This is a genomic window from Exiguobacterium sp. A1_3_1, from assembly GCF_048985645.1.
Classification (GTDB): domain Bacteria; phylum Bacillota; class Bacilli; order Exiguobacteriales; family Exiguobacteriaceae; genus Exiguobacterium_A; species Exiguobacterium_A indicum.
On sequence record NZ_WBYY01000035.1, the window covers coordinates 1 to 22942 of the forward strand.

A 22942-nucleotide genomic window follows, 5' to 3' on the forward strand; every position below is an offset into this window, starting at 1 on the left:
TTTGTATTCCGTAGAATACGATTTTTGCCTCATCGTTCAGTTTTCAAAGTTCGTCTGCCGCCTTAGCGACTTTAATAGATTAACAGGTTGTTTTGATTATGTCAACCATGCTTTTTAAAAAACTTTTCAGCCCCAACGAACCGTTTATAAAAGGCGTCTCGCTGGAACATTTATTAATATAACAACAAAATTCGACAAACACAAGCATTATTTTAAAAAAACTTTGCAAAGAGTTTAAATCCTCTTCGCAAAGTCTTTACCTTCTTAACTTGGCTCCTACTGTAAACGCGATATTCGCTGGGCGTTCTGCTAACCGTCTCATCAAATACGTATACCAGTCCACACCATGCGGAACGTAGATAACGACACGATACCCTTGTCGAACTAACTCTTGTTGTCGTTTCGGTCGCATGCCTTGAAGCATTTGAAATTCAAACCGTGATGGATCAATCTGTTTCATTTGAGTAAAGTCAATGATTTGCTGAATGATCTGTTCATCATGTGTCGCGATTTGCGTGTAGTTCCCATTTAACAAATTGACTTTTACTAATTGAAGGTATGTCTCATCGACTGTCTTCTTCGGTTGAATATAGAGTTCATCGTCTCCATCGTATGCCCCTTTGACGATACGTACTGTTGCGTGAAGACGTTCTAGATCAAAACGACTACGGAATACATTTGCCTGTAGCGCAATTCCGACGTTTGGATAATGTTCATGTACGCGTTCGAATACTCGAACGATCGACTCGACCATCATCGCTTCTTCCATGTTGACTGTCACGCGCATGTTTCTCTGATAGGCAATCTCTGCAATACGACTCAACTGTTGATAGGCGATATCCGGATCGATTCTTAATCCGATCGATGTTAGCTTTAGAGATACTTGTGCGTCTAGACCATGTTCTTTGATTTGCCCGATGACTTTAATACATTCATTTGCGATGTCTACCGCGTCCTGCTCTGTCTCAATGAACTCTCCTAGACAATCCACTGTAGCGGCTCGTCCATCTTGATTAAATTGTTTCACGGTATCGAGTGTCTCTTCTGCGCCCTGTCCTCCGACGAATAATGTTCCACCAAGCGGCAATCCGACTTTTTTCGCTAATTGAATCAACAGTCTATTCTCAGCCAAGTATTCGAATACAGCTCCAGTAATCTGCTGTAACATCTGAATCACCCTCTCTCTTCTCCCTTACCCTCTCCCAATAAAAAAACGTCTTTCTTCTATATAGAAGAAAGACGCAGTTTGGATTAATGCAACCAGATAAAGTAACCGAGGAATCCGAGTGACAACACATACATGATTGGATGCACTTCTTTTGCTCGTCCTTTCGCGATCATCGTGACCGGATAGAAAAGGAAACCGAATGCAATCCCTGTTGCGATTGAATACGTCAACGGCATCATGATGACGGTCAAGAAAGCCGGAACGGCGTACTCGAATTTTTTCCAATCGATCTGGAGCAGTGAAGCTGCCATCAACACACCAACGATGATCAATGCGGGTGCTGTGACCGGTGCGGTGATGATTGCGAGCAATGGTGAGAAGAATAAAGCGAGACCGAAGAATAAAGCTGTGACGATCGCCGTCATTCCTGAACGACCACCTGCTGCAACCCCTGCACTTGATTCGATGTAAGAAACCGTCGTCGACGTTCCAAGGATCGAACCTGCTACTGTTGCTGTTGAATCAGCGATCAATGCGCGACCAGCGCGTGGTACTTTATTTTCTTTGATCAGACCGGCTTGGTTTGCTACCGCAACCAGTGTACCTGCTGTATCAAAGAAATCAACGAAGAAGAAAGTTAAGATGACGATCATCATTTGAACCGTGAAGATTTCATCGAAGTGAAGGAATGCTTGTCCAAATGTAGGTGCGATGCTTGGTGGTGCTGAAATGACTTCACCAAGACTTGTTGGAATCGGAATCAAACCGAAGATCATTCCAGCGACTGCCGTTAGGATCATTCCGAAGAAGATCGCCCCTTTGACACCACGCGTCATTAGGACCGCAGATACGACAAGACCAAATACCGCGAGAAGCGTTGTTCCTTTACTTAAATCACCAAGCGAGACGAGTGTTGCTTCATTCGCAACGACGAGACCACCTGTTTTTAATCCGATGAACGCGATGAACAATCCGATACCTGCTGCAACTGCCATTTTCAATGGTTCTGGAATCGCATTGATGATCATCTCACGAATACCTGAAGCTGTTAATACCATGAAGACGAGACCTGAGACGAGAACGCCTGAAAGTGCGGTTTGCCATGGAATACCCATTCCGATGACGACGCTGTAGGCGAAGAAAGCATTTAGTCCCATTCCTGGTGCGAGCGCGATTGGATAGTTCGCCAGTAATCCCATCGTAACGGAACCGATGATCGCAACGAGTGCTGTGGCACCGAAGACTGCTCCTGCGTCCATTCCTGCTTCGGCTAATGTATTCGGGTTAACGAATAAGATATACGCCATCGCGAAGAATGTTGTCATGCCGGCGATGAACTCTGTACGCATGTTCGTACCAAGCCCATTGAAATCAAAGAAACGCGCAATCGCATTTTCTTTTGATTTCGGTTGGTGTGGCTGTTTCAATTGTGTGCTCATGATTGCCTTCCTTCCAAATAAGCCGTCTCCTTGAAAACAAAAAACGGCCCTTACCTAAGCGGTAAAAGCCGTTTCAATAAGCGCACGATGCTGCGTGTGCGCCGTAGTAGGAACCTTTACGGTGTTCCTGTAGAGACTTCCGGGCCCTATCCCCAGAATTATACGGCATTATTTATGTTTTTTTAGTGGTATGAAAAATAAGAACAGACACATCGTAGCACGGTCAAATTCATGGGTCAACCATAAAAGCGAAATTTAACTACTTATTTTATCCGAACGTTCGGTTTTGAAAACGGTTTTTTGAAGGCTATTTCATGATTGTTAGAAATCAGCCCTATCACTGAGCGTATATACTCTTAAAGTAGTCGGATAATAGTCCCTCTCCTTTAAAGCGATCCTCTAAAACGTTTTGGATCTGCTGTAATTCATTTTCACGTGTTCCGTAAGCATTTGAGAACGATCCAAGATAAGAATAAGCATAAATTGGTTCATCTGGACATAGTTCATGAGCACGTCGTAACATGGATGCGCCTTGTTCTTCCCACTCGTTGTACTCTCCAAAATAATAAGGAGTCATCGAAATCATATAACCAAAACACCATAGAAAGTCCTCATGGTTCATAAAACAATGTAAACCATCATGTGTAACTTCCTTTAGTAAAGATTCTAATTCCTCAATATCTATATCGTTCTCTGTAATTCCCAATGGTCCATGTTCAAAGGTGACGTACCAACAAAAAAAGCCCAGTCGAATGACTGTTTTGAGATCTTCAGGATGTTGTCTCCAAGAATTCAAAAGATATCTTTTAGCTTCATTCCATTTTTCTTGTTTTTCTAATTGATCAACTTCAGTCCATGTCCAGTCTATCATGAGGCAGTATCCCTCTTTTCCATTAAATGATGTATTCCATAATACAGGAAGAGTCCACACATCTCAGCAAACTAGAACTAAAGTACCTAAATTCGTCGGTTTAGTTTAAAAACGTCCAACGGTTTCATAATTTCGTTCACAAAAAGCCCCCTTCCATTCACAAATCATGCGAACAAAAGAGAGCTTTATTTTGAAATAAAGTGGTTGAAGGTGAAACAGATTCATCTTCACCTTTCTCCTTTAAAAGGGTGTTACGACAGGATTCATGAGACGAATCGTCTCAGTAAGCCCAGTACTTATTCCCACTCAATCGTTGAAGGTGGTTTCGACGTCACATCGTACAGGACGCGGTTAACGTTCTGTACTTCGTTGACGATTCGGACCGAGATCTTCTCAAGCACGTCCCATGGGATACGTGCCCAGTCTGATGTCATCCCGTCAATGGACGTGACGGCGCGGATTCCGACTGCGTAGTCGTATGTCCGCTCATCGCCCATGACACCAACCGAACGGATTGGAGGAAGGACTGTGAAGTATTGCCAGATTTCCCGCTCAAGTCCTGCTTTTTTGATTTCATCACGAAGAATGAAATCAGATTCGCGGACGATTTCGAGTTTCTCATCTGTGATTTCACCGAGGACACGAATTCCGAGACCTGGTCCTGGGAACGGCTGACGCCACACGATTTCATCGGAAAGACCGAGTTCTTTCCCGAGTTCACGGACTTCATCCTTGAACAACGTGTTGATCGGCTCGATCAATTCAAACTGCATGTCTTCCGGCAATCCACCGACGTTGTGGTGTGACTTGATCGTTTGTGCCGTATCCGTACCACTCTCGATGATATCCGTGTAGAGCGTACCTTGGGCAAGGAAGTCCATGTCCGTTAGTTTTGAAGCTTCTTCATCAAAGACGTAGACGAACTCGTTGCCGATGATTTTACGTTTCTGCTCTGGATCTGAGATACCACGGAGTTTGTCGAGGAAACGGTCCTGGGCATCAATCTTGATGACGTTCATGTGGAAGTGATCCGCGAATGTCTTCATGACGCTCTCCGCTTCACCCTTACGCAGTAAACCGTGATCGACGAACATACATGTCAATTGATCACCGATTGCTTTGTGAATCAAGGCTGCGACGACAGACGAGTCGACACCACCAGAAAGTGCACAGAGGACTTTTTTGTCGCCGACTTGTTCTTGAATCTTCGCTACTTCGATTTCGATGAAGTTCTCCATCGACCAATCGCCTGCACATTTACAGACTTCAAAGAGGAAGTTCTTGAGCAATTCTTTTCCGAAGACCGTATGGTTCACTTCCGGGTGATACTGCACACCGTACATTTTCAATTCTTCGTTCTTGATCGAAGCGATCGGACATGACACGTTCGTTCCATCGACGACGAATCCGTTTGGCACAGATGTGACGAGGTCGCTGTGGCTCATCCAGACCGTTTGTTCAAGCGGTAGGTTCGCATACATCGGTGACGGGTCTTGTAACGTCAATGTGGCTTTTCCATATTCACGATGTCCCGCACGTTCTACTGTTCCGCCGAAATGTTGTGACATGAGCTGCATGCCGTAACAGATCCCGAAGATTGGAATACCGAGGTCGAAGATTTCTGGGTCACACCGGTACGCATCCTCTGCGTAGACGCTACGTGGACCACCTGAGAAGATGATACCAGCAGGTGCGATTTCCTTTACTTCTGCTGCAGTGATTTTATGCGAATGCAATTCACTATAGACACCAAGGTCCCGAATACGACGTGTGATCAATTGATTGTACTGTCCTCCAAAATCGAGGACGAGAATCATTTCCTGGTCCAAATGTGCTTCCAAATCTGTTCCCGCCTTTCTGATTTCATGCGCACCCTATGAAAAAAGCCCACTCTTCGCCCATGGATAAAATGGAAAAAGAGCAGGCCGCTTCACAAAAAAATGTATACGAAGGGTCTGCTCCTTCATAGTCAGGTCGTTTAAGGTGACCCGGTAGAGACTCTCGCGCCATATTCGCGAGTATATACAAAGGAGATTGCATGTGTGTGATTTACGTTGTTCCCATTGTAACTGTATCGTTTCGTAAATATCAACCCTCTACATGACGAATGATATTTTCGAAATATTCACGTTTTTTCTCGGCAGATAATGATTCTCCACCATAGACCATCCGTTCGTAAGCATCCGTCAACGGTCGCATCGCGTACGTCTCGTAGTACCCATCGACTTCGTGAGCGAGTTCCGCAAGCGTCCGACCATCTTGATAATGGAATCCTTTTTTATCAAGACGTCGCAAGAGGTACCGGTACATCCGTCGGAATCCTTCTGGTCGCTCGATTTGTCTCCGGAAGAAGAGAATCGCGAGTGTTCGAATGATTGGTTTTCGGAACAGGTAAAGGAACAAGAGAGCGAGTGCCGTCATAAGGATTGGCCAAAACGGAATTGACTTCTGCTCCGTCTGTCCGGCGCTAGTCGTCTGTTCTTCGTCGAGAAGATTTTCCTGCGGACGATTTGGTGTCGTCGTCTCTGTATTATTTTCTGTTTCGCGTTGTGGATTTGTTTGCTCCGTCTCGTTGTTCGTTTCTCGGTCAATCGTATATTGACCTGCTCCGTCGAAGCTAACAGTCGGCTCAAGCGGTACCCAGCCTGGTCCTTCAATGTAGACTTCGACCCACGAGTGGGCATTTTTATTTCGTACCGTATAACTGGTCACGGCGGAGCCGATGACATCGGACTCGCCTCCCGTGAACCCTTTTACCCAGCGTGCGGGTAATCCAGCTGCCCGAAGCAACACAGCGGCGGACGTCGAGAAGTTATCACAGTATCCGAGCTTCGTTTCGAACAGAAATTGATCGACGTAATCTTGATTTTCTCCTGGTACGGCGACTTCCTCCGTATTATATTCGAAGTTTTCTTCTTCGAAATAGTTTTCAATCGCTCGCGCCTTGTCCCACGGTGTTTCTTCACCCTCAACGATTTGATTCGCTAAATCACGGACACGTTGTGGTAATCCATCTGGTAGCTGCAGGTACCGACGTGTGTCATCCGCTGATAAATCGAGCGGCTCATCTGTCTGTAACTGCTCTTCTGTGAAGAGTGGATAGGCATATTCGATTTGATAGTTGCGCTGCTGATTCGTATCGTCGAGATACGAGATTTTTTGATTCTCAGGATCAATCAGTACATTTTGTCGTTGCTGGTCGACCGTCAACCGAACATTATCACCATTGTACGGAACGAACGGCAGTTCACGTGCCATCTCAAACGTTGCCGTCTCATTTCTTGTCTTGACCTCTTTTCCGAAATGCGAGAAGAAACCACGCGCATCGATTTCCGGATTCGATTCCGACAGCACCCACCCCTTGCCGGTATAGATATCTTTCGTCTCGACTCGCCAGTAGCGGTTCCCTTCACTTTCGACTTGGAAAACTTCTCGATCGTCCATCTGAAACGGTCCACCGAGTTGCTCATCATTGTTACCGTAGCCGACCTTTTGAATCGCATTTGACGGCTCTCCTTCACCTTCAAGACCGGACGTCAAATCGTACCAACTGTCTTGCCATGTCGCATTGATGACAGGACTTTGGACAGCAGCGACGATGACAGCACCCATGATGAATAAAGCACTCAGCGGACGAACGTAAGAAGCGCGCGGTCGTTCGTTAACTTCCGTCGCATAGAGTAATAATAAAGATAGAATGATCGGATAGAGAATGAACGTCTCTCCCGAATAATCCGTCCACGTATCGCAATAGGCGATAAATCCGATGACACCGAAGGCAAGACCAAACACAAATCCGCGATTCGGGAATGTCCGCCGTGCTAAATAAGCGATCAAGAAACTGATCAGTCCGATCGAGAGTGCAAAGGCTGGTCGTCCCGGTAACTCACCATTGATGACACTTTGAACATCTGAGCTGATCTCCGTAAAGATGCCCCACGGTGCTGCTCCCGGCGTCAAAATCAAATAAAACGATAGGAGTAGTCCACCGAGACTTCCGAGTAAAAAGTAACGCCGCGATAGATGCGACAACAGCAACGGCAGAAACAGCATCGGTAAGAAGGACCAAAGATGTTCAAACGTCGTCAGTTCAAGAAGTGGTGGCATGAAACACGTCAGGACGGCTGCCGCGATAGCGTTCCAAAGTAAGCGTCGCATCATCGCACTCCCCTCCGTTCTGGTGTATAGACATGAACGGTAGCTTCTTGATTAATCTTCGAAATCCATAGTTCATTGTTCGATTCAAGATCCGGTGTGATGAAGAGGACGTTGCCACTCAATCGAAGCGCTTTTGACGAGTACTCCCATGACTCGATGAACGTCCGCGTCCGACTCGGTTGCGCCGTCATCAAGTAATGCGTCAGTTTCGCACCCTCGAGTGGTAATGATAACGATTGAACAGCATGTCCGACGAGGTGAATGCGGTAGCTCAGCCGTCTTTTATTTAGCTGATCCGTCGCTTCTGCCAGCATCGAGATGACGCGTTCGAAAGCTTCACCCGCTTCCGTCCCCTCATCAAAGACGATCGTCGTCTCCCGTTCCTGCTCTCGTTCAAACGTTTTCGTCATTAAACCTTGGCGTTTTGCCGTCGCTTTCCAGTCGATCTGATTCATCCGGTCACCACTGACGTATTCTCGGACACCAACGACAGTAAAGGACGACTGACGAAGATCAAGCGACACAGGGGAGATTCCCCCATCGCCGCGATCCTCCTCATGCGGAAGTTGAACGGCAAGGCGTGCCGGTTCGATCGCAAGATACGTTTCGACCGGAAACATCCGCTTTCGCTTGAACAGCCCGAACGGATCCGTAATTTCAACGATACAGCCAGGAATCTGATACACGCCTCGACGAATCGATGGAATCGTGTAGTCGATATGCTCTGTCTTCCGGTAGTGGGCACGGAGCGGACGGCTAATATCGAGTTTTTCTTCGCTGAGTTCGTTTGGAATCGCCTCCGTCACCTCGACGGCTCCGACCAGGAACGGGAAACGCCGGCGAACCCGTAAGGAAACCGGGATATCCGTTCCAGCAACGAGCATCTTATTCGATACTTCACGCGTCGCCAGTGCCTGCGTGACGGGCCAAACGAGGAAGAGCGTCCAGTAGACGGTCAAACCCGCCATGACATAAAACAGCAAGGAAGCGACATTTCCACCATCGACGCGCGCATATGTCCATAAGGCAACCGTCGTCAAAAGGAGTACAGCGTAACGCCAACCAATTTGCCACTTCGTCATAGGGACTCCACGTCTTGTTGGATTGGTACAGCAACCTCTTTTTTGATTTGTTCTAAAATCCGTTCTGACGATTGACCGTGATAACGCGCGTCCGCTGTCAAAATCAAGCGGTGTGACAGGACCGGAATCAAGAGATGTTTGACATCATCCGGTAAGACGAAACTGCGTCCTTCCATGTATGCCCACGCTTGCGCGACTTTCATCAAAGCGATCGAAGAACGGGGACTCGCGCCGAGATAAAGTGAACCGTTCGTCCGGGTCGCTTGGACGAGATGGACGATATATTTTTTGACGGGCTGTGAGACATGGACGTTCTTGACTTCTTCTTTCATCTGGAGCAATTGCTCGCGACCAATCACCGCTTCGAGCGTTTCAATTGGTTCATCCCGTTCGAAACGTGTCAGTAGCTTCATTTCCTGGTGGAAATCAGGATAACCCATTTTGACTTTGACGAGAAAACGGTCGAGTTGTGCTTCTGGTAACGGATACGTTCCTTCGTGTTCGATCGGGTTTTGTGTCGCCATGACGAAAAAGGGATTCGGAAGCGTATGAATCTCACCATCGACGGTGACGTTCGCTTCCGCCATTCCCTCGAGTAAGGCAGATTGAGTTTTTGGTGATGTTCGGTTGATCTCATCGGCTAAGACGATGTTTCCCATTAAAGGACCCGGTCTATATTCGAATTGGCTAGTTTTCTGATTATACATCGATACACCCGTCAAATCTGACGGAAGTAGGTCTGGCGTGAACTGAACACGTTTGAAGGTCAACCCGATCGATCGGCTGAACGCACGGACGAGCATCGTCTTCCCGACTCCCGGTACGTCTTCTAATAGGACGTGACCGCCCGCTAGTAATGCTGCCAATGATTGTGTGATGACATCTTCCTTACCAATGATGACTTTCTCTACGTTGTCGATAATCGCTTGAATCTCCTTAGTGTATGTTCGCATTGTCAGGCCCCTTGCTCTCGTAGTAGTTGAATTTTCTGACTTTTTATATCATCTCATATTCCGCTACGCTTTTAAAGAAATACGAGCAGTTTCTAGCACATGAAAAAGGGGGAACGCCGTAGCGTTTCCCCCTTATTTGTTTCAGGAACGAACACATGCCGTGATCCGTTCTTGAACCGTGCAGTTGCACGTAAAACACGAATACATCCGTGTCAATGGACAACGTTCGTCAAGTCCGGTGATCCTCTTCTTTCAGAAGCGACATGCGATCGTTCCCTCTACATTGGTAATCATTCATGTGCATCACCATCCTTTCATATATTGAATATTACCGAATATGTTATAAACGAAACGTCGAATTTTAATTATTTTTTTCGATACCGCGCATAGGTCGTCGCGAGTGCGACCGCAAGGACCAGCCCTTTGATGATATTCAACGAATAGTATGGAACAGACAGCATGACGAGACCATTTTCAAGAATCCCGACAAGACAAGCGCCAACGAGTGTGCCAAGCGCATTCGGCTTCCCTTGTCCTGCGAACGACGAGCCGATGAATGCGGCTGCGACCGCTGGCATCAGATAACCGGAACCGGCATTGATTTGTGACGATCCGACTTGTGACGCAAGTAAAATCCCACCGATTGCCGCAAGTAACCCAGCAATCAGATACGCGAGTGCCCGGTAGCGGTTGACACGAATTCCTGTCAGTCGTGCGGCTTCCGGATTCCCACCGATGATATAGAGAAAACGACCGTGTCGCGTATGGCTTAAGAAGACGTGTGTCACAGCGACGACGACGAGCATGATGACGATGATCCAAGGCGCCTGGCTGATTTTCGCGAATGCCTCCGGAATCGTGCCGACTGTTGGTGTACCGTCCAGGCGCGGCATTCCGGCACTGATTGAACCACCACCGGTATACGTCATCGCGACACCTTCGACGATGAACATCGTCGCAAGCGTCGCAAACAAATCCGGAATCTTAAACCAGACGATGAGTAAGATGTTCACCAAAGCAACGCTAAGTGATAAGAGAAGTGCTAAACCAATCGAGACACCGAGCGGTAGACTGTACCAGACGAAGAACGAGACGACGAAAGAACTCGCAAGCGTCGCGGTCGACCCGACCGATAAATCAAATCCATTGACCGTCAAAGAGACGGTCAAGCCAATCGCGATAATCGTCACGATTGAGATGCTGCGTAAAATATTAATCAAGTTCGTCCCTTGTAAGAATGTTGGAGCCGTCGTCGCAAAAAACAGGACGAGGGCAAGGATCGCGAGGACGATCCCCCAGTCGTTCAAGAATCCAAGGACAGGACGTAACCCCTTCCCTCGGTTCGTTTGTTTTGATACTACCTCATTCATCGTTGCCCTCCTCCTGTTGCATACCACAACAAGGTTTCTTCTGATGTGTCCGCCGTCTTCGTTTCATGGACGATCCGTCCATCGAACATGACGTAGATTCGGTCCGTGACGGTCAAAAGTTCATCCCATTCACTCGTCGCGTAAAGGATCCCTTTTTGTTGTTGCGCGAGTCCGTCAATCAGACGATAGATATCTTGTTTGGCTCCGACGTCGACACCTTTTGTCGGTTCGTCCAAGACGAGTACAGAAACATCGGTCAGTAACCATTTTCCGATGGCGACTTTTTGTTGATTCCCACCGGACAGTTGACCTACTTCCTGTTTCACGTCTGCCACTTTAATGCCCAGCTCCTTGACCCATTGCGATGCCTGATTTGCTTCTTTGCGACGATCCATCAGCCCCCAGCGGTTGACGAAATCATGAGCTGCCGCTGCTGTTAGATTTTCTGCGACAGAATCGGCAACGAGGATCCCTTCTTTTCGTCGTTCTTCTGGAACGAGACCGATCCCCGCTTGAATCGCAGCTTGTGGATTGCGAAGGCGATGGGCTTTTCCACCTATCCGAACCTCCCCTTCCTGAAACGGGCGATCACCGAACAATGCTTTGCATAATTCCGTTTTACCGGCACCGACAAGACCCGCGATACCAACGACTTCACCTGCTTGAACCGTCAAGGAGATATCGTGGACGTCCGCATTCGTAGCACTCTCGACGGTCAATACGTTCGTTGCATTTACCCGTGACGTTTTCGCAACAGACGTAAGCTGACGCCCGAGCATCTGCTCAACGACAGCTTCCTTCGTGATGTCTGTCAAAAGATGTCGTGAGATGAGTTGACCGTCGCGCATGACCGAGATGGAGTCGCAAATCTCATATAGTTCCTGTAAACGATGCGAGATGAAGATGATCCCAAGCCCTCGTTCGGCTAAACGACGCACGACTGAAAAGAGATGGCTTGTTTCCGCCTGACTGAGAGGTGCCGTTGGTTCATCTAAAATCAAAAAACGGCGTTCTTGGACGAGGGCGCGAGCAATCAGTACGAGTTGCTTTTCAGCAAGCCGCAACTCCTCGACACGTGTCTTGACGGAAATATCCGCCTGTAATGTCGCTAACGCTTCCTTGGCACGCTGTATGTAACGGCGTTGGGATACGAAGCCAGTCATCGTTCCGTCCGTCAACAGATCGAGACAGATATTCTCAGCGACCGTCAAATACGGGACAAGCGCCACATCGACCTCTTGTTGGACGAGGTCGATTCCAATCTGTTTCGCATCACGTGGTGACGTGATGGACAACTCCTTCCCGTCGAGACGGATCGTTCCTTCGTCCGCCGTTTCCGCTCCGGATAAGACTTTCATCAACGTCGACTTACCGGCACCATTCGCACCGACAAGCGCGTGGATTTCACCGGATTTCACTTCAAACGAGACTTGTTTTAAGGCTTGCACTCCTGGAAACGCCAATGAAATCCCGGTCATCTTCAAGTGATGATTGGTAGACGTCATTGTTTTTTATGGACGTCACGCAACCGGTCCATCCACGGTTCATTGAATTTGTCCGATGTACTCCATCCTTTGATGATCGTATCGAGATTGTACATCGTCGTATCCTGCTTCAACGCCTTCTGCTCCACAAGTTTCGCGTCGAGATCAAAGCTGTCCGGTGTCTTCTCGCCAGCGATTTTCTTAGCCAGTAATCGCATGTCCGTTTGTCCAATCAAGAATGGATCCACCGCACTCGTCGAGACCCAGTTACTGCCTTTTTCACGCATCAGGTTGATATCCTGATTCGAGACATCGATCGAGATTAGCGGGATTTCTTGACGTTTATTATCCTTGAGCGATTTGTAAGCCCCTTTTGCAACTTCGTCCCACGCTCCCCAAACCGCATCAATGCTTCCTTTCGGATATTTCGCGAGAATCGCATTCATCTTCGTTGCGATATCCCCTTGGACATCTTGGAAATTTGTCGGTCCAACCGTCTCAAGCGTTTTGATCTTACCGTCTGCTTCGTACGTCTTATAGATTTCCTGACGACGATCGAGCGGGGCAAAACCTGGTCCGAACCAAAGTTTGATGACACGGACCGGCTTTTTGTCCGTCACCTTCGTCACTTCATCAAGCGATAGCTTCGCGAGTTGATGATCGTTTTGGAACGTTTCCGTCACACCTTTTAACGCCATTCCTTTTTTCTTCGTGACCGTATCGAACGTCACGACCTTCAGCCCTTTGTCGACCGCTGGTTTAATCATGTCATAGGCGTAGTCTTCCTTACCATGCGAGATGATGAGCCCATCATAATCTTGCTGAATCGCTTGCGCGACAAGCTCCTTGAACTTGACGTCGTTACCTTCCGAAATGAACGTGCTGACTTTAAAGCCAAGCGCTTCGCCTTCACTTCGTGCGCCATCAAGGAATTGTTTCGTATGGTCGTCCGATGCTAGGTTGCGGATGACGGCGATCTTGACGTCCGATTGAACCCCTTTTGGTACATCCTTGACGACCTTCGTCGTCGTGGCTTCTCCATTCGCACAAGCCGCTAGTAACAGTGCCGGTGCTAGGACGGCGTAAGCTAGTTTTTTCATGACATATCTCCTTATCCGAGGGGTTGAAGCCCTGTTAATTGTTCAATCGTTTCTTCATTCGGTTGCGTGATGACACCAAGTTCGGTGATGATGCCTGTGATTAAGGTGTGTGGTGTGACATCAAACGCCGGGTTGAAGACAGCGACCCCTTCCGGTGCTGTCGCGACACCTTGGACAGTCGTCACTTCCTGCGGATTACGTTCTTCGATTTCGATCGCGTCTCCGGAAACGAGCGAGAAGTCGAACGTCGAGAGCGGTGCTGCGACGTAAAACGGAATACCAAAAGCTTGCGCGAGCAATGCCAATTGGAACGTCCCGATTTTATTTGCCGTATCGCCGTTTCGTGTAATGCGGTCGGCACCGACGATGATCGCATCGATCTGTTTTTCTTTCAGCGTATGGGCGACCATGTTGTCCGTAATTAACGTGACATCAATGCCGGCACGTTGCAGCTCCCATGTCGTCAATCGTGCTCCCTGCAGTAACGGTCGCGTCTCACTCGCAAAAACGGATAATTCGATGCCGCGTTCTTTTGCGATGTAGAACGGCGCAAGTGCCGTTCCATAAGCAGCGGTCGCAATCGATCCAGCATTACAAATCGTTAGGATCCGGTCGCCTGACTGGAACAATTCCAGTGCATGAATCCCGATTTGACGTGACGTCTGCGCATCCTGGTCGTATAAGGCGACCGTCCGTTTTTCCAACCGTTCGCGAATCTCTTCTACCGACGTCCCGTCTTGAATGATTGGATTCAACTGATTGAGTACATTTCGCAAATTGACGGCCGTCGGTCGTGTCGCGAGTAACGTCGCCGATGTCTCAAGCAAGGCTTGCTTGTAGACCGGTAGCGCCGCTTCAAACCGGTATGCTTCTTGAACGAGCACGAATCCACCGAATAAACTGATCGCAGGCGCGCCCCGGACACGTAGTTGTTTAATCGCCTCAACGGCTTGCGCGAGATCAGCAATGACTTCATAGTGCTCTTCCTGCGGTAGACGTGTCTGATCGAGAATCGTCAAGACACGATCTTCGTAACGAATACTTTGGACGAATGTAGTCATCGGCTGAGTTCCTCCGTTACGTCAAAGTTTCGTAAATCATCGAATGTCCGGCATTCTGTACGGCGTTTGATTAACGCCGCTCCTAGACGAAGAGCGTGACGTTTCCGCTCTAAGCGTTCCGTCGTTGAATCGATTGATTCTAAATCAGCGACCGGTGCAAGACCAATCGTCCGCCGAATCAATTCGCAACCGGCAAAGCCAAGGGCATCCTGCAAGATCGTGCTCAGTACATCATCGACGAGTCCTGATGCCTGGAACGGTTCGACGGCTTCCCGTTCCCATAAGGCACGGAACGTTGAAGCGAACGTCAGCCAGAACGTATCGATATCCTTGATTCGGGCGTCACGTCGTGTAGGGTAATCCGGATATGCTGCGAAGAATAGATGCGCAATGAACTGCCCGACATCGAATCCGAATGGACCATAAAAGGCGAATTCTGGATCGATGACTTTCGTTTCCGTCGCTGAGGCGAAGATGCTTCCTGTATGTAGATCGCCGTGCAACAATGCATCTCCTTTCGTGATGAAGAGCGCTTCGAGTTTTGCGACTTCGCGTTTCAACTCATCGTCTGCCCATAAACGTGCCACCTCTTTTTCGAGTCCGGCTTCAATCTCGTTCGTCTCCGCGTCATGAAACGGATCCGTGAAGATTAATTTTTCCGTGATGTCGCACAAGTCTGGATTGTAGTACGTTCGGGCGACACGTTTCTTTTCAACCGGACCAAGCGCAAAGTCCGATGTATGGAATAACGTCCGAGCGAGATAAGAACCGATATGTTCCGCAAGCAACGGATACTGTTCACCTGCGAGTAAACCGCTTCGAACGATCGTCAGATGTGAAAGATCTTCCATGACCGTATACGCCTCTTCATGACTAGCATGAAAAACACGTGGTACGAACGGTACGGCATGCCGTGCGAATTCACGGAGTGCGGATTGCTCGATCCACGCTCGTTCGAGCGATAACGGCCAGCTCTCCCCGACGACCTTCGCATATGGTAATGCTTGTTTTAAAATCAAGCGATGTTCGCCTTCTCGAATCCGAAAGACGAGGTTGAGGTTCCCGTCGCCAATCTCTTCTGCTTCGACGGCTCCATCGCCGATCAGTCCTAATGTCCGAACACGATCAATCGCGTCCTGTTCTGTGAATGCTTTATATGTCATCTCAGTTTCCCCCTATGTGATACACGAAAAAGCGCCTCTTTTCGTCATCGAAAAGAGGCGCAGAAAAGTCACTGCGTCCTCTTATCTCTCAGACGAAACGTCTGTTGGATGTAGCACCGTGCCTAGTGGTCGGTTGCTGCGGCGTCATCGGGCCAATTCCCTCTGCCAACTCGCGATAAGAGTCGTATGTAATTGTCGTGTGTGATATTGATTTGAATCTTACGCAATCGACTTCCTCGCTGTCAAATCGAAATCAAGCAGAAACGGATATCATTTTTAAGTCATCTATAGAAAGAGTATTTTCAAAAAAATAAATTTTCTAAAAATAGTTTGACAAGTCACGATTCTCATGTAAAAATTGCAATTAGATTTCACAATTTCATCCAATTCTTATCAAGAGCAGACGGAGGGACAAGCCCTACGATGTCGCAGCAACCGACCTTTTGGCACGGTGCTAATTCTTGCAGCTACTAAGCTGACAGATAAGAGTCCACGTTCGAATCATTCATGGTCTCTTGTCGCTGACGAGAGACCATTTTTTTGTTGAAGGAGGAAAGACATGGCTTATATCACTGCTACTTATCAATTGACTGCCCGTGATCGACTCGAGCAACGCGCTGAACAACTCGCGCTTGGTCTGACAGTCGGTTCTTGGACGGAACTGAATCATCTCGAACAACAACAACTCGCCTCGTTCAAAGGGGAAGTCGTACATACCGAAGAGCGCGATGGCAAAGGATATATCACGATTCGTTATCCGGAACATAACGTGTCGCGCGACTTTTCTGCGATTCTGACGACCGTCTTCGGGAAACTCTCACTCGACGGTGAAATCAAACTAACGGAATTGCTATTACCCGATACATTTACGTCGGACTTTCCAGGTGCAAAATTCGGGATCGAAGGGGTCCGCTCCTTGATTGGTGTCGAAGATCGCCCATTGTTAATGAGCATCTTCAAAGGAGTCATCGGACGGGATTTATCGTTCCTTCGTGATCAACTCGAAGGACAACTCGCTGGTGGGATTGATCTCGTCAAAGACGATGAGATCCTATACGACAATCCGTTGACACCGACGATTGACCGGGCACGAATCGGACGTGAGGTCATCGATGCTCACTTCCACCGGACCGGTAAACGTGCGTTATATGCGATCACACTCAGTGGTCCCGTCTTTACGCTCAAGGATCAAGCCAAACGATTGATTGATGCTGGAGCGACTGCTTTCTTGCTGAATACCTTCACATACGGACTCGACGTCTTACGCGAACTGGCGAGTGATCCGGAAATCAACGTTCCGATCTTCAATCATCCAGCATATAGCGGTGCGTTGATTGCTAGCCCGAATCACGGAGTCGCTGCCCCTGTCTTACTCGGCACATTACCGCGTGCTGCTGGAGCAGACTTGACGCTATTCCCGTCTCCTTACGGCAATGTCGCTTTACCAAAGGATGTCGCCCGTGGCATCGCGGTCGAAGCGACCCGTCTCGGTCAGACGAAATCGATCTTCCCGGTTCCTTCAGCTGGTATTCATCCTGGACTCGTCGCTCAACTCGTACGGGACTTCGGGATCGATTCCGTCATCAACGCCGGTGGCGGCGTACATGGTCATCCGCAAGGTGCTGCGGCTGGTGTCATTGCTTTCCGTCAGGCACTCGATGCGGCACTCGCAAATGAATCCCTATCGGCGGCAGCATCGCGTCATGAAGAATTACGGATCGCCCTCGACGCTTGGGGGATCAAGTCATGACCGTACGGATTCTCTGTGACTTCGACGGGACAGTGACGACGCAAGATAATATCATCGCACTCATGCAGGCATTTGCGCCAGCGAGTGACTTCGAACCGTTAAAACACGGCGTACTCGACCGGACGTTATCGATTCAGAGTGGTGTCGGGCAAATGTTCGCACTTCTGCCATCTGACGGGAAAGCAGCCTATCTTGACTTTTTGTTGGAGCGCGCGGTTATTCGCGACGGATTTTCGGAGTTACTGCAGTACAGTCGTCGTCAAGGCATCGATTTTTCGATCGTCAGCGGCGGAATGGACTTTTTCGTCGAACCAATCTTAGCGCCATTCCTTGAGCAGGAGCGCATCTATTGCAATGTCGCGAATTTTGACGGTCCATTCGTTCATATCGATTGGCCACACGCCTGCGATACCCATTGCACGAACGGGTGCGGCTGTTGTAAAACGTCCGTTGCTCGGACACTACGTAAAGACGGTGACGTCATCATCGTCATCGGCGACTCGGTGACGGACTTCGAACTCGCAAAACAAGCGGATCGTGTCTATGCCCGTGATTATCTGATCACGTTGTGTGAAGAGAACGATATCGCCTATACACCGTTTGAGACATTCCACGATATCGTTCATGATTTAACACGAGCGGAGGTGACAACATGACATTCATGCGACGGTATGAAGAGCTACGCGCCATCAAACAAGAGCTTTCGGCACGCGATTGGTTCCCTGGTACGAGTGGCAATCTCGCCATCCGGACGTCCGGTGTCCCGGTTGAATTCCTTGTGACGGCAAGCGGAAAAGATAAACGGCAGACGACTCCTGACGACTTCGTTCATGTCGATGCGACCGGTCAATTGATCGGTGAGCAATCCGGGCGTCCTTCCGCTGAGACATTGCTTCATGTCGAAGTGTTCAATCGAACGGACGCCGGTTGTTCCCTGCATGTCCATACGATTGCGAACAATGTGATTTCGGAACTCTATGGCGATCAAGGCAGTATCACCTTTTCCGGTCAAGAAATCATCAAGGCACTCGGACACTGGGAAGAGGATGCGACGGTCACGGTGCCGATCATTCCGAATCATGCGGACATCCCGACGCTTGCCGCTGCTTTTGCACCGCATGTCACAGCAGACAGTGGTGCCGTCCTGATCCGCAATCACGGAATCACGGTCTGGGCACCGACCGCCTTTGAAGCAAAGAAACACCTCGAAGCCTTCGAGTTTTTATTTAACTATACGTTGACGTTGCAATCATGCCGTCAATCCATTCATTAAAAGGAGGAATCATCTCATGGCAACAGTCTTATTCCAAGAAACAAACACACGGTATACGGATCAAACGGAAGTCGCTGACTTCCTTGCGTCACGCGGCGTTCTTTACGAACAATGGGACGTTTCGAAACTTCCAGCGCCTCTCGTTGAGAACTTCACACTGACGGATGCAGACAAACAAACGATTCTCGATACGTTCGCTCCCGAAATCAAAGACGTATCAGAACGTCGTGGGTATCAGACAGCTGATATCATCTCACTTTCGGATACGACACCGAACCTGGATGAGTTGCTCGTCAACTTCCAGAAAGAACATCACCATACGGATGATGAAGTTCGTTTCATCGTCAGCGGTCATGGCGTCTTCGCGATCAAAGACGAAGAGGTCGGCTACTATAACATCGAACTCAATCCTGGTGATTTGATTTCCGTTCCTGTTAACACACGCCACTACTTTACGCTTCAAGACGATCGTAAAGTCGTCGCCGTCCGAATCTTCGTCACGACAGACGGCTGGGTTCCGATTTATGAAAACGAGACGTCAACGGTCTCTTAAGAACGATAAAAGCGCTGTTTTCCTTCATATGAAGGGAATCAGCGCTTTTCTTATCGCACAAACATATCACTACATTGACACGTAACCGATATAATGAAGGAAAAGCGATGAGGAAGTGAGCGTCATGCATATTCGTCCCGTAACGGAACACGACTTACCAGCGATTCTCGCCATCTATAACGAAGGCATCGAAGATCGAATCGCAACGCTTGAGACCGACCAAAAGGACTTATCCTTCATGACCCAGTGGTATGCAGAACGCACCGATCGATATGCCGGATATGTCGCTGAAGATGACACAGGTGTCCTCGGCTTCATTTCCCTCGATCCGTATAATCCGCGTCCTGTCTACGCATCCGTCGGTGAGATTTCGGTTTATATCACCCGGACTCATCGTGGACAAGGGATTGGCACACGTTTGCTTGAAACGGCTGAGCAACACGCCCGTGATCATCAGATGCATAAACTCATTCTCTTCACCTTCCCATTCAATAAAATCGGACAAAAACTCTATATCCGCTCCGGGTTCCGGATCGTCGGAACGTTTAAGGAGCAAGGACAGTTGAACGGCGAATATGTCGACGTCATGGCGATGGAGAAACGCTTGCGATAGGATTCATTGAATGCCAGACGGGGAATAGTCAATTCGAGTCATTGAGAGAGGATGAACCTAATGGATATTCAACAAATTCGCAATGCAACACTCGTTGTCACGTATGCCAATCAAGTCTTACTGATCGATCCGTTCCTCGGCGAAAAAGGCAGCTTGCCTCCCTTCGGTCAAACACCGAATGCCATCGCTAATCCACTCGTCGACTTACCGGTCGATGTCAACACACTGCTCGATCCTGACGCCATCTTCGTCACGCACCTGCACGCTGATCATTTCGATGATGCTGCTAAACAACTATTACCCAAGCATTTGCCACTCTATGCGCAGCAAGAAGAAGACGCGCAGCATATCCGAGAAGCCGGCTTCACGAACGTCTCTTCCTTCGATTCCGGTGTGACGATCGGTGATATCCAAATCCATCGAACAGGTGGACAGCATGGTGTCGGTGAAATCGGCGAACGGATGGGACGTGTGTCTGGGCTCGTCCTCACCCATCCGGACGAACCAACACTTTATATCGCAGGTGATACGATCTGGTGCGACGAGGTCGCGCATGCAATCGAACAACATACACCCGATATCATCGTCGTCAACAGTGGCGCCGCCCAGTTCTTGACCGGAGAGCCGATCACGATGTCACAGCGTGATCTCCTTGCCGTACACGAAGCGGCGGCGGAAGCGACGATCATCGTCTCGCACCTCGAGTCCGTCAACCACTGTCTCTTGCGACGTGATATGATTGCTGACTTTTTAGCCGCCTTCCACCTTTCTGCCCATTTCCTGATTCCAGAGGATGGCGAAACGATGTCATTTTAAGAACAGTAACCTTCATTAAAAAGAAGTCCTGCTTTTCGAGTAACAATCGAAAGCAGGACTTCTTTTTGTTATGGGATGACAAGACCTAACAAGCGAGCAAAGGCGACTGCTTGCTCTTCCGTAATGACAGCGCCTGGTAAAAATCGCGGATCGATCGTAATACCAGAGAGTTCCGTCTGCCGGAGGTCGAGACCTTTTAACGGTGTTTCAATCCATTGGCTATCTGTAAGCCGGACCGCTTCGAGTTTCCAATGGGTCGGCTTCACTTCGAAGAACTGTGCTTCTTTCATCGTCGTTTCGCTCCAGTGTTGATGACGGACCGTACTGCGAATGAACTGTGCGTAATCCGCAAGCCCTTCCTGAATCGTTAAATGGTCAAGCGTACAATCTTCAAACTGGATGCCCGTCATCCGGCATCCGACGAAGGACACACGGTGAAAACGAGTTTCTTGGAAGTGACATCCCGTTAAGTCGCATTGCTCAAAACGAATATCTTCGAACGAACCACGGTCAAAGGTCAGATTCGCGAACGAGACATTTTGAAAACACACTTGATAGGCATCGATGCGTTCTGTCAGTTCACTCGGCATCGACTCTTTCTCATAACGCGCTCCTTTTAGATACGGGTCATCGATTTCGACTTGATCGAACGTCTCTGGCTGAAGCGTCTTCGGTAATTCTGGTAATCGGATAACGGTCTCTTTCAATGAAGGTTCCCCCTTTTTTCTCTCCCTTAGTGTACCAAACTCCTTTTATATGAGGGAAAATCGTTCAATTCCCCCTTTTTCCAACAGTTTTTATTTTGAGACACTTTGAGACCATGCTATAGTCAAGGAAAATTAAAATAAGAACATACGTTCTTTTATGTAAAGGAGTGATTCAGATGTTTCCTTCCGTCGTTTTACCACAAGATAAACGTATTTTTTGCGTCGACAGTGTGTCCTTCTACGCCAGCTGTGAATGCCAGTATCGCAATCTCCCTCCCTTGACGACACGCCTGGCGGTCGTCTCCGATTTAAAAAGAAGCGGATCCGTCATTCTCGCTGCCACCCCTGCTTTAAAAGCACTTGGAATCAAGACAGCCGGTCGACTGTATGAAATCGAGCAATTGCCATACGCTGTTCGTCGTACGATTCGACTTGTCGAACCACGTATGCTTGCTTATATGAAGACGTCGATTCGTGTCCTGGATGTTCTGCACCAATTCGCACCACCTGAAGCCATCCGCGTCTATTCGATTGACGAAAGCTTCATTGACATGACCGGAACCGATCGCCTATTTGGTTCCGACCTGCAAGCTGCTCTCAAAATTAAAGAAGCGATCCTGAAACAGACCGGCATCCACGTCCGCATCGGGATTGGTCCAAATAACGTCATCGCAAAACTGACGCTTGATTTAATCGGGAAAAAAGAAGGCATCGCGCGATGTGGATATGCTGATGTCGCACGACGTCTTCATGACTTTCCGATTCGGAAGATGTGGGGAGTCGGACACCGCATGGAACAACATCTGCAGATGATGGGGATTGAAACAATCGGTGATCTTGCCATGCGCCCTGTCGAAGAGTTACACGCACGCTTCGGTGTCATCGGTGCCGAACTGTGGCATCACGCTTGGGGACTCGACGCATCACCGACACTGCTCCCCCCGCGTCATCTGTTCGAGAAAGCTCCTCAACGGACGATTGGACACGGTGTGACCTTAATGCAGGACTATTATCAGTTCGAACGCATCCAGAATGTGCTCAATGAACTGGTGCAGGATGTCGCCGCACGTTGCCGCTTTTCGAATCAAGTCGGCTGGACCGTTCACATCGGTGTCCGTTATTCTCGAAACGTCGTCCGAAGTGGCTTCTCCCGTCAAGTGCGGTTGCCTTACCCGACATCCGATGAACGCATCATTTTGCGTCACGTCTTACAATTGTTCGAACCGAATTGGCTCGATGGGGAACCTGTTCGATTTTTATCCGTTGCAGTGGGGCATTTGACTGCCGATCAAGGCACCTTACAGTTGTCTTTGTTCGAGGATAATGCGCGGCTCTGGAAACGGCGACGGTTATTAAAAGCAATGGATGTCGTTAACCTCCG

The 22942-nt window shown here is 48.7% G+C and carries 20 protein-coding genes and 4 riboswitches; of the genes, 7 read left to right on the top strand and 13 right to left on the bottom strand.

Features of this window, described 5'->3' with window-relative positions; all coding sequences use genetic code 11:
• Positions 1-256 precede the first annotated feature (256 nt).
• The 12 genes from F8N00_RS05685 to mtnK form a co-directional block, all read right to left on the bottom strand.
• On the bottom strand, positions 257-1168 hold the full coding sequence (locus F8N00_RS05685; protein WP_421017917.1) for a proline dehydrogenase family protein: 912 nt from the start codon (positions 1166-1168) through the stop codon (positions 257-259).
• Positions 1169-1251: 83 nt separating this feature from the next.
• A complete protein-coding gene (locus F8N00_RS05690) occupies positions 1252-2556 on the bottom strand; it encodes an NCS2 family permease (protein ID WP_035398981.1) in 1305 nt (434 codons plus the stop codon).
• Between the two features lie 135 nt (positions 2557-2691).
• Positions 2692-2793: riboswitch (purine riboswitch) on the bottom strand.
• Between the two features lie 151 nt (positions 2794-2944).
• Complete coding sequence (locus F8N00_RS05695) at positions 2945-3478, bottom strand: hypothetical protein (protein WP_421017908.1); 534 nt, start codon at positions 3476-3478, stop codon at positions 2945-2947.
• A gap of 296 nt (positions 3479-3774) precedes the next feature.
• Complete coding sequence (gene guaA / locus F8N00_RS05700; protein ID WP_051353615.1) at positions 3775-5295, bottom strand: glutamine-hydrolyzing GMP synthase; 1521 nt, start codon at positions 5293-5295, stop codon at positions 3775-3777.
• Positions 5296-5424: 129 nt separating this feature from the next.
• Positions 5425-5526: riboswitch (purine riboswitch) on the bottom strand.
• 40 nt (positions 5527-5566) lie between these two features.
• A complete protein-coding gene (locus F8N00_RS05705; RefSeq protein WP_421017909.1) occupies positions 5567-7639 on the bottom strand; it encodes a transglutaminaseTgpA domain-containing protein in 2073 nt (690 codons plus the stop codon).
• A complete protein-coding gene (locus F8N00_RS05710; protein WP_023467046.1) occupies positions 7636-8718 on the bottom strand; it encodes a DUF58 domain-containing protein in 1083 nt (360 codons plus the stop codon). Before F8N00_RS05710 ends, F8N00_RS05705 begins: the two co-directional genes overlap by 4 nt.
• Complete coding sequence (locus F8N00_RS05715) at positions 8715-9671, bottom strand: AAA family ATPase (protein WP_023467045.1); 957 nt, start codon at positions 9669-9671, stop codon at positions 8715-8717. Before F8N00_RS05715 ends, F8N00_RS05710 begins: the two co-directional genes overlap by 4 nt.
• Positions 9672-10036: 365 nt before the next feature.
• The gene (locus F8N00_RS05720; protein ID WP_055970220.1) at positions 10037-11041 is read right to left on the bottom strand and encodes an ABC transporter permease; all 1005 of its coding nucleotides are present in this window, start codon (positions 11039-11041) and stop codon (positions 10037-10039) included.
• The gene (locus F8N00_RS05725; RefSeq protein ID WP_421017910.1) at positions 11038-12546 is read right to left on the bottom strand and encodes a sugar ABC transporter ATP-binding protein; all 1509 of its coding nucleotides are present in this window, start codon (positions 12544-12546) and stop codon (positions 11038-11040) included. The genes F8N00_RS05720 and F8N00_RS05725 overlap by 4 nt, the downstream gene beginning before the upstream one ends.
• Positions 12543-13625: a sugar ABC transporter substrate-binding protein gene (locus F8N00_RS05730; protein ID WP_421017911.1), complete on the bottom strand. Its 1083-nt coding sequence runs from the start codon at positions 13623-13625 to the stop codon at positions 12543-12545. Before F8N00_RS05730 ends, F8N00_RS05725 begins: the two co-directional genes overlap by 4 nt.
• 11 nt (positions 13626-13636) lie before the next feature.
• Positions 13637-14686, bottom strand: coding sequence for an S-methyl-5-thioribose-1-phosphate isomerase (mtnA, locus tag F8N00_RS05735; protein WP_421017912.1), 1050 nt, complete (start codon positions 14684-14686; stop codon positions 13637-13639).
• The gene (gene mtnK, locus F8N00_RS05740) at positions 14683-15849 is read right to left on the bottom strand and encodes an S-methyl-5-thioribose kinase (RefSeq protein ID WP_421017913.1); all 1167 of its coding nucleotides are present in this window, start codon (positions 15847-15849) and stop codon (positions 14683-14685) included. The genes mtnA and mtnK overlap by 4 nt, the downstream gene beginning before the upstream one ends.
• A 78-nt stretch (positions 15850-15927) precedes the next feature.
• A riboswitch (SAM riboswitch) is annotated at positions 15928-16031 on the bottom strand.
• Positions 16032-16236: 205 nt separating this feature from the next.
• Positions 16237-16338: riboswitch (SAM riboswitch) on the top strand.
• A gap of 70 nt (positions 16339-16408) precedes the next feature.
• Here mtnK and F8N00_RS05745 point away from each other — a divergent pair.
• From F8N00_RS05745 to F8N00_RS05770, 6 genes are all read left to right on the top strand, one after another.
• Positions 16409-17599 (top strand): 2,3-diketo-5-methylthiopentyl-1-phosphate enolase, encoded by a 1191-nt coding sequence (locus F8N00_RS05745; protein WP_029340724.1) that lies wholly within the window; start codon positions 16409-16411, stop codon positions 17597-17599.
• The gene (locus F8N00_RS05750) at positions 17596-18255 is read left to right on the top strand and encodes a 2-hydroxy-3-keto-5-methylthiopentenyl-1-phosphate phosphatase (protein ID WP_421017914.1); all 660 of its coding nucleotides are present in this window, start codon (positions 17596-17598) and stop codon (positions 18253-18255) included. Before F8N00_RS05745 ends, F8N00_RS05750 begins: the two co-directional genes overlap by 4 nt.
• Complete coding sequence (locus F8N00_RS05755; protein ID WP_421017915.1) at positions 18252-18872, top strand: methylthioribulose 1-phosphate dehydratase; 621 nt, start codon at positions 18252-18254, stop codon at positions 18870-18872. The genes F8N00_RS05750 and F8N00_RS05755 overlap by 4 nt, the downstream gene beginning before the upstream one ends.
• Positions 18873-18888: 16 nt before the next feature.
• Positions 18889-19425, top strand: coding sequence for a 1,2-dihydroxy-3-keto-5-methylthiopentene dioxygenase (locus F8N00_RS05760; protein WP_023467032.1), 537 nt, complete (start codon positions 18889-18891; stop codon positions 19423-19425).
• A gap of 124 nt (positions 19426-19549) precedes the next feature.
• Positions 19550-20038: an arsinothricin resistance N-acetyltransferase ArsN1 family A gene (locus F8N00_RS05765; protein ID WP_029340721.1), complete on the top strand. Its 489-nt coding sequence runs from the start codon at positions 19550-19552 to the stop codon at positions 20036-20038.
• A 60-nt stretch (positions 20039-20098) separates the two neighbouring features.
• Positions 20099-20854, top strand: a complete 756-nt coding sequence (locus tag F8N00_RS05770) for an MBL fold metallo-hydrolase (RefSeq protein ID WP_174315993.1) — start codon at positions 20099-20101, stop codon at positions 20852-20854.
• Positions 20855-20922: 68 nt separating this feature from the next.
• Here the strand turns inward: F8N00_RS05770 and F8N00_RS05775 are convergent, their stop codons facing one another.
• Positions 20923-21561: a pentapeptide repeat-containing protein gene (locus tag F8N00_RS05775; RefSeq protein ID WP_023467029.1), complete on the bottom strand. Its 639-nt coding sequence runs from the start codon at positions 21559-21561 to the stop codon at positions 20923-20925.
• Between the two features lie 176 nt (positions 21562-21737).
• Between F8N00_RS05775 and F8N00_RS05780 the strand changes: the two genes are divergently transcribed.
• Positions 21738-22942: DNA polymerase thumb domain-containing protein (locus tag F8N00_RS05780; RefSeq protein WP_421017916.1), on the top strand; the 1205-nt coding region annotated here is incomplete at its 3' end.

Excerpts from the sequence above, each read along its gene's own strand:
- F8N00_RS05695 (WP_421017908.1), bottom strand. The coding sequence starts at position 3,478 with ATGATAGACTGGACATGGACTGAAGTTGATCAATTAGAAAAACAAGAA.
- F8N00_RS05750 (WP_421017914.1), top strand. The coding sequence starts at position 17,596 with ATGACCGTACGGATTCTCTGTGACTTCGACGGGACAGTGACGACGCAA.
- F8N00_RS05685 (WP_421017917.1), bottom strand. The coding sequence starts at position 1,168 with ATGTTACAGCAGATTACTGGAGCTGTATTCGAATACTTGGCTGAGAAT.
- F8N00_RS05760 (WP_023467032.1), top strand. The coding sequence starts at position 18,889 with ATGGCAACAGTCTTATTCCAAGAAACAAACACACGGTATACGGATCAA.
- F8N00_RS05725 (WP_421017910.1), bottom strand. The coding sequence starts at position 12,546 with ATGACGTCTACCAATCATCACTTGAAGATGACCGGGATTTCATTGGCG.
- guaA (WP_051353615.1), bottom strand. The coding sequence starts at position 5,295 with ATGATTCTCGTCCTCGATTTTGGAGGACAGTACAATCAATTGATCACA.
- F8N00_RS05730 (WP_421017911.1), bottom strand. The coding sequence starts at position 13,625 with ATGAAAAAACTAGCTTACGCCGTCCTAGCACCGGCACTGTTACTAGCG.
- F8N00_RS05715 (WP_023467045.1), bottom strand. The coding sequence starts at position 9,671 with ATGCGAACATACACTAAGGAGATTCAAGCGATTATCGACAACGTAGAG.
- mtnK (WP_421017913.1), bottom strand. The coding sequence starts at position 15,849 with ATGACATATAAAGCATTCACAGAACAGGACGCGATTGATCGTGTTCGG.
- F8N00_RS05770 (WP_174315993.1), top strand. The coding sequence starts at position 20,099 with ATGGATATTCAACAAATTCGCAATGCAACACTCGTTGTCACGTATGCC.
- F8N00_RS05755 (WP_421017915.1), top strand. The coding sequence starts at position 18,252 with ATGACATTCATGCGACGGTATGAAGAGCTACGCGCCATCAAACAAGAG.
- F8N00_RS05705 (WP_421017909.1), bottom strand. The coding sequence starts at position 7,639 with ATGATGCGACGCTTACTTTGGAACGCTATCGCGGCAGCCGTCCTGACG.
- F8N00_RS05765 (WP_029340721.1), top strand. The coding sequence starts at position 19,550 with ATGCATATTCGTCCCGTAACGGAACACGACTTACCAGCGATTCTCGCC.
- F8N00_RS05745 (WP_029340724.1), top strand. The coding sequence starts at position 16,409 with ATGGCTTATATCACTGCTACTTATCAATTGACTGCCCGTGATCGACTC.
- mtnA (WP_421017912.1), bottom strand. The coding sequence starts at position 14,686 with ATGACTACATTCGTCCAAAGTATTCGTTACGAAGATCGTGTCTTGACG.
- F8N00_RS05710 (WP_023467046.1), bottom strand. The coding sequence starts at position 8,718 with ATGACGAAGTGGCAAATTGGTTGGCGTTACGCTGTACTCCTTTTGACG.
- F8N00_RS05720 (WP_055970220.1), bottom strand. The coding sequence starts at position 11,041 with ATGAATGAGGTAGTATCAAAACAAACGAACCGAGGGAAGGGGTTACGT.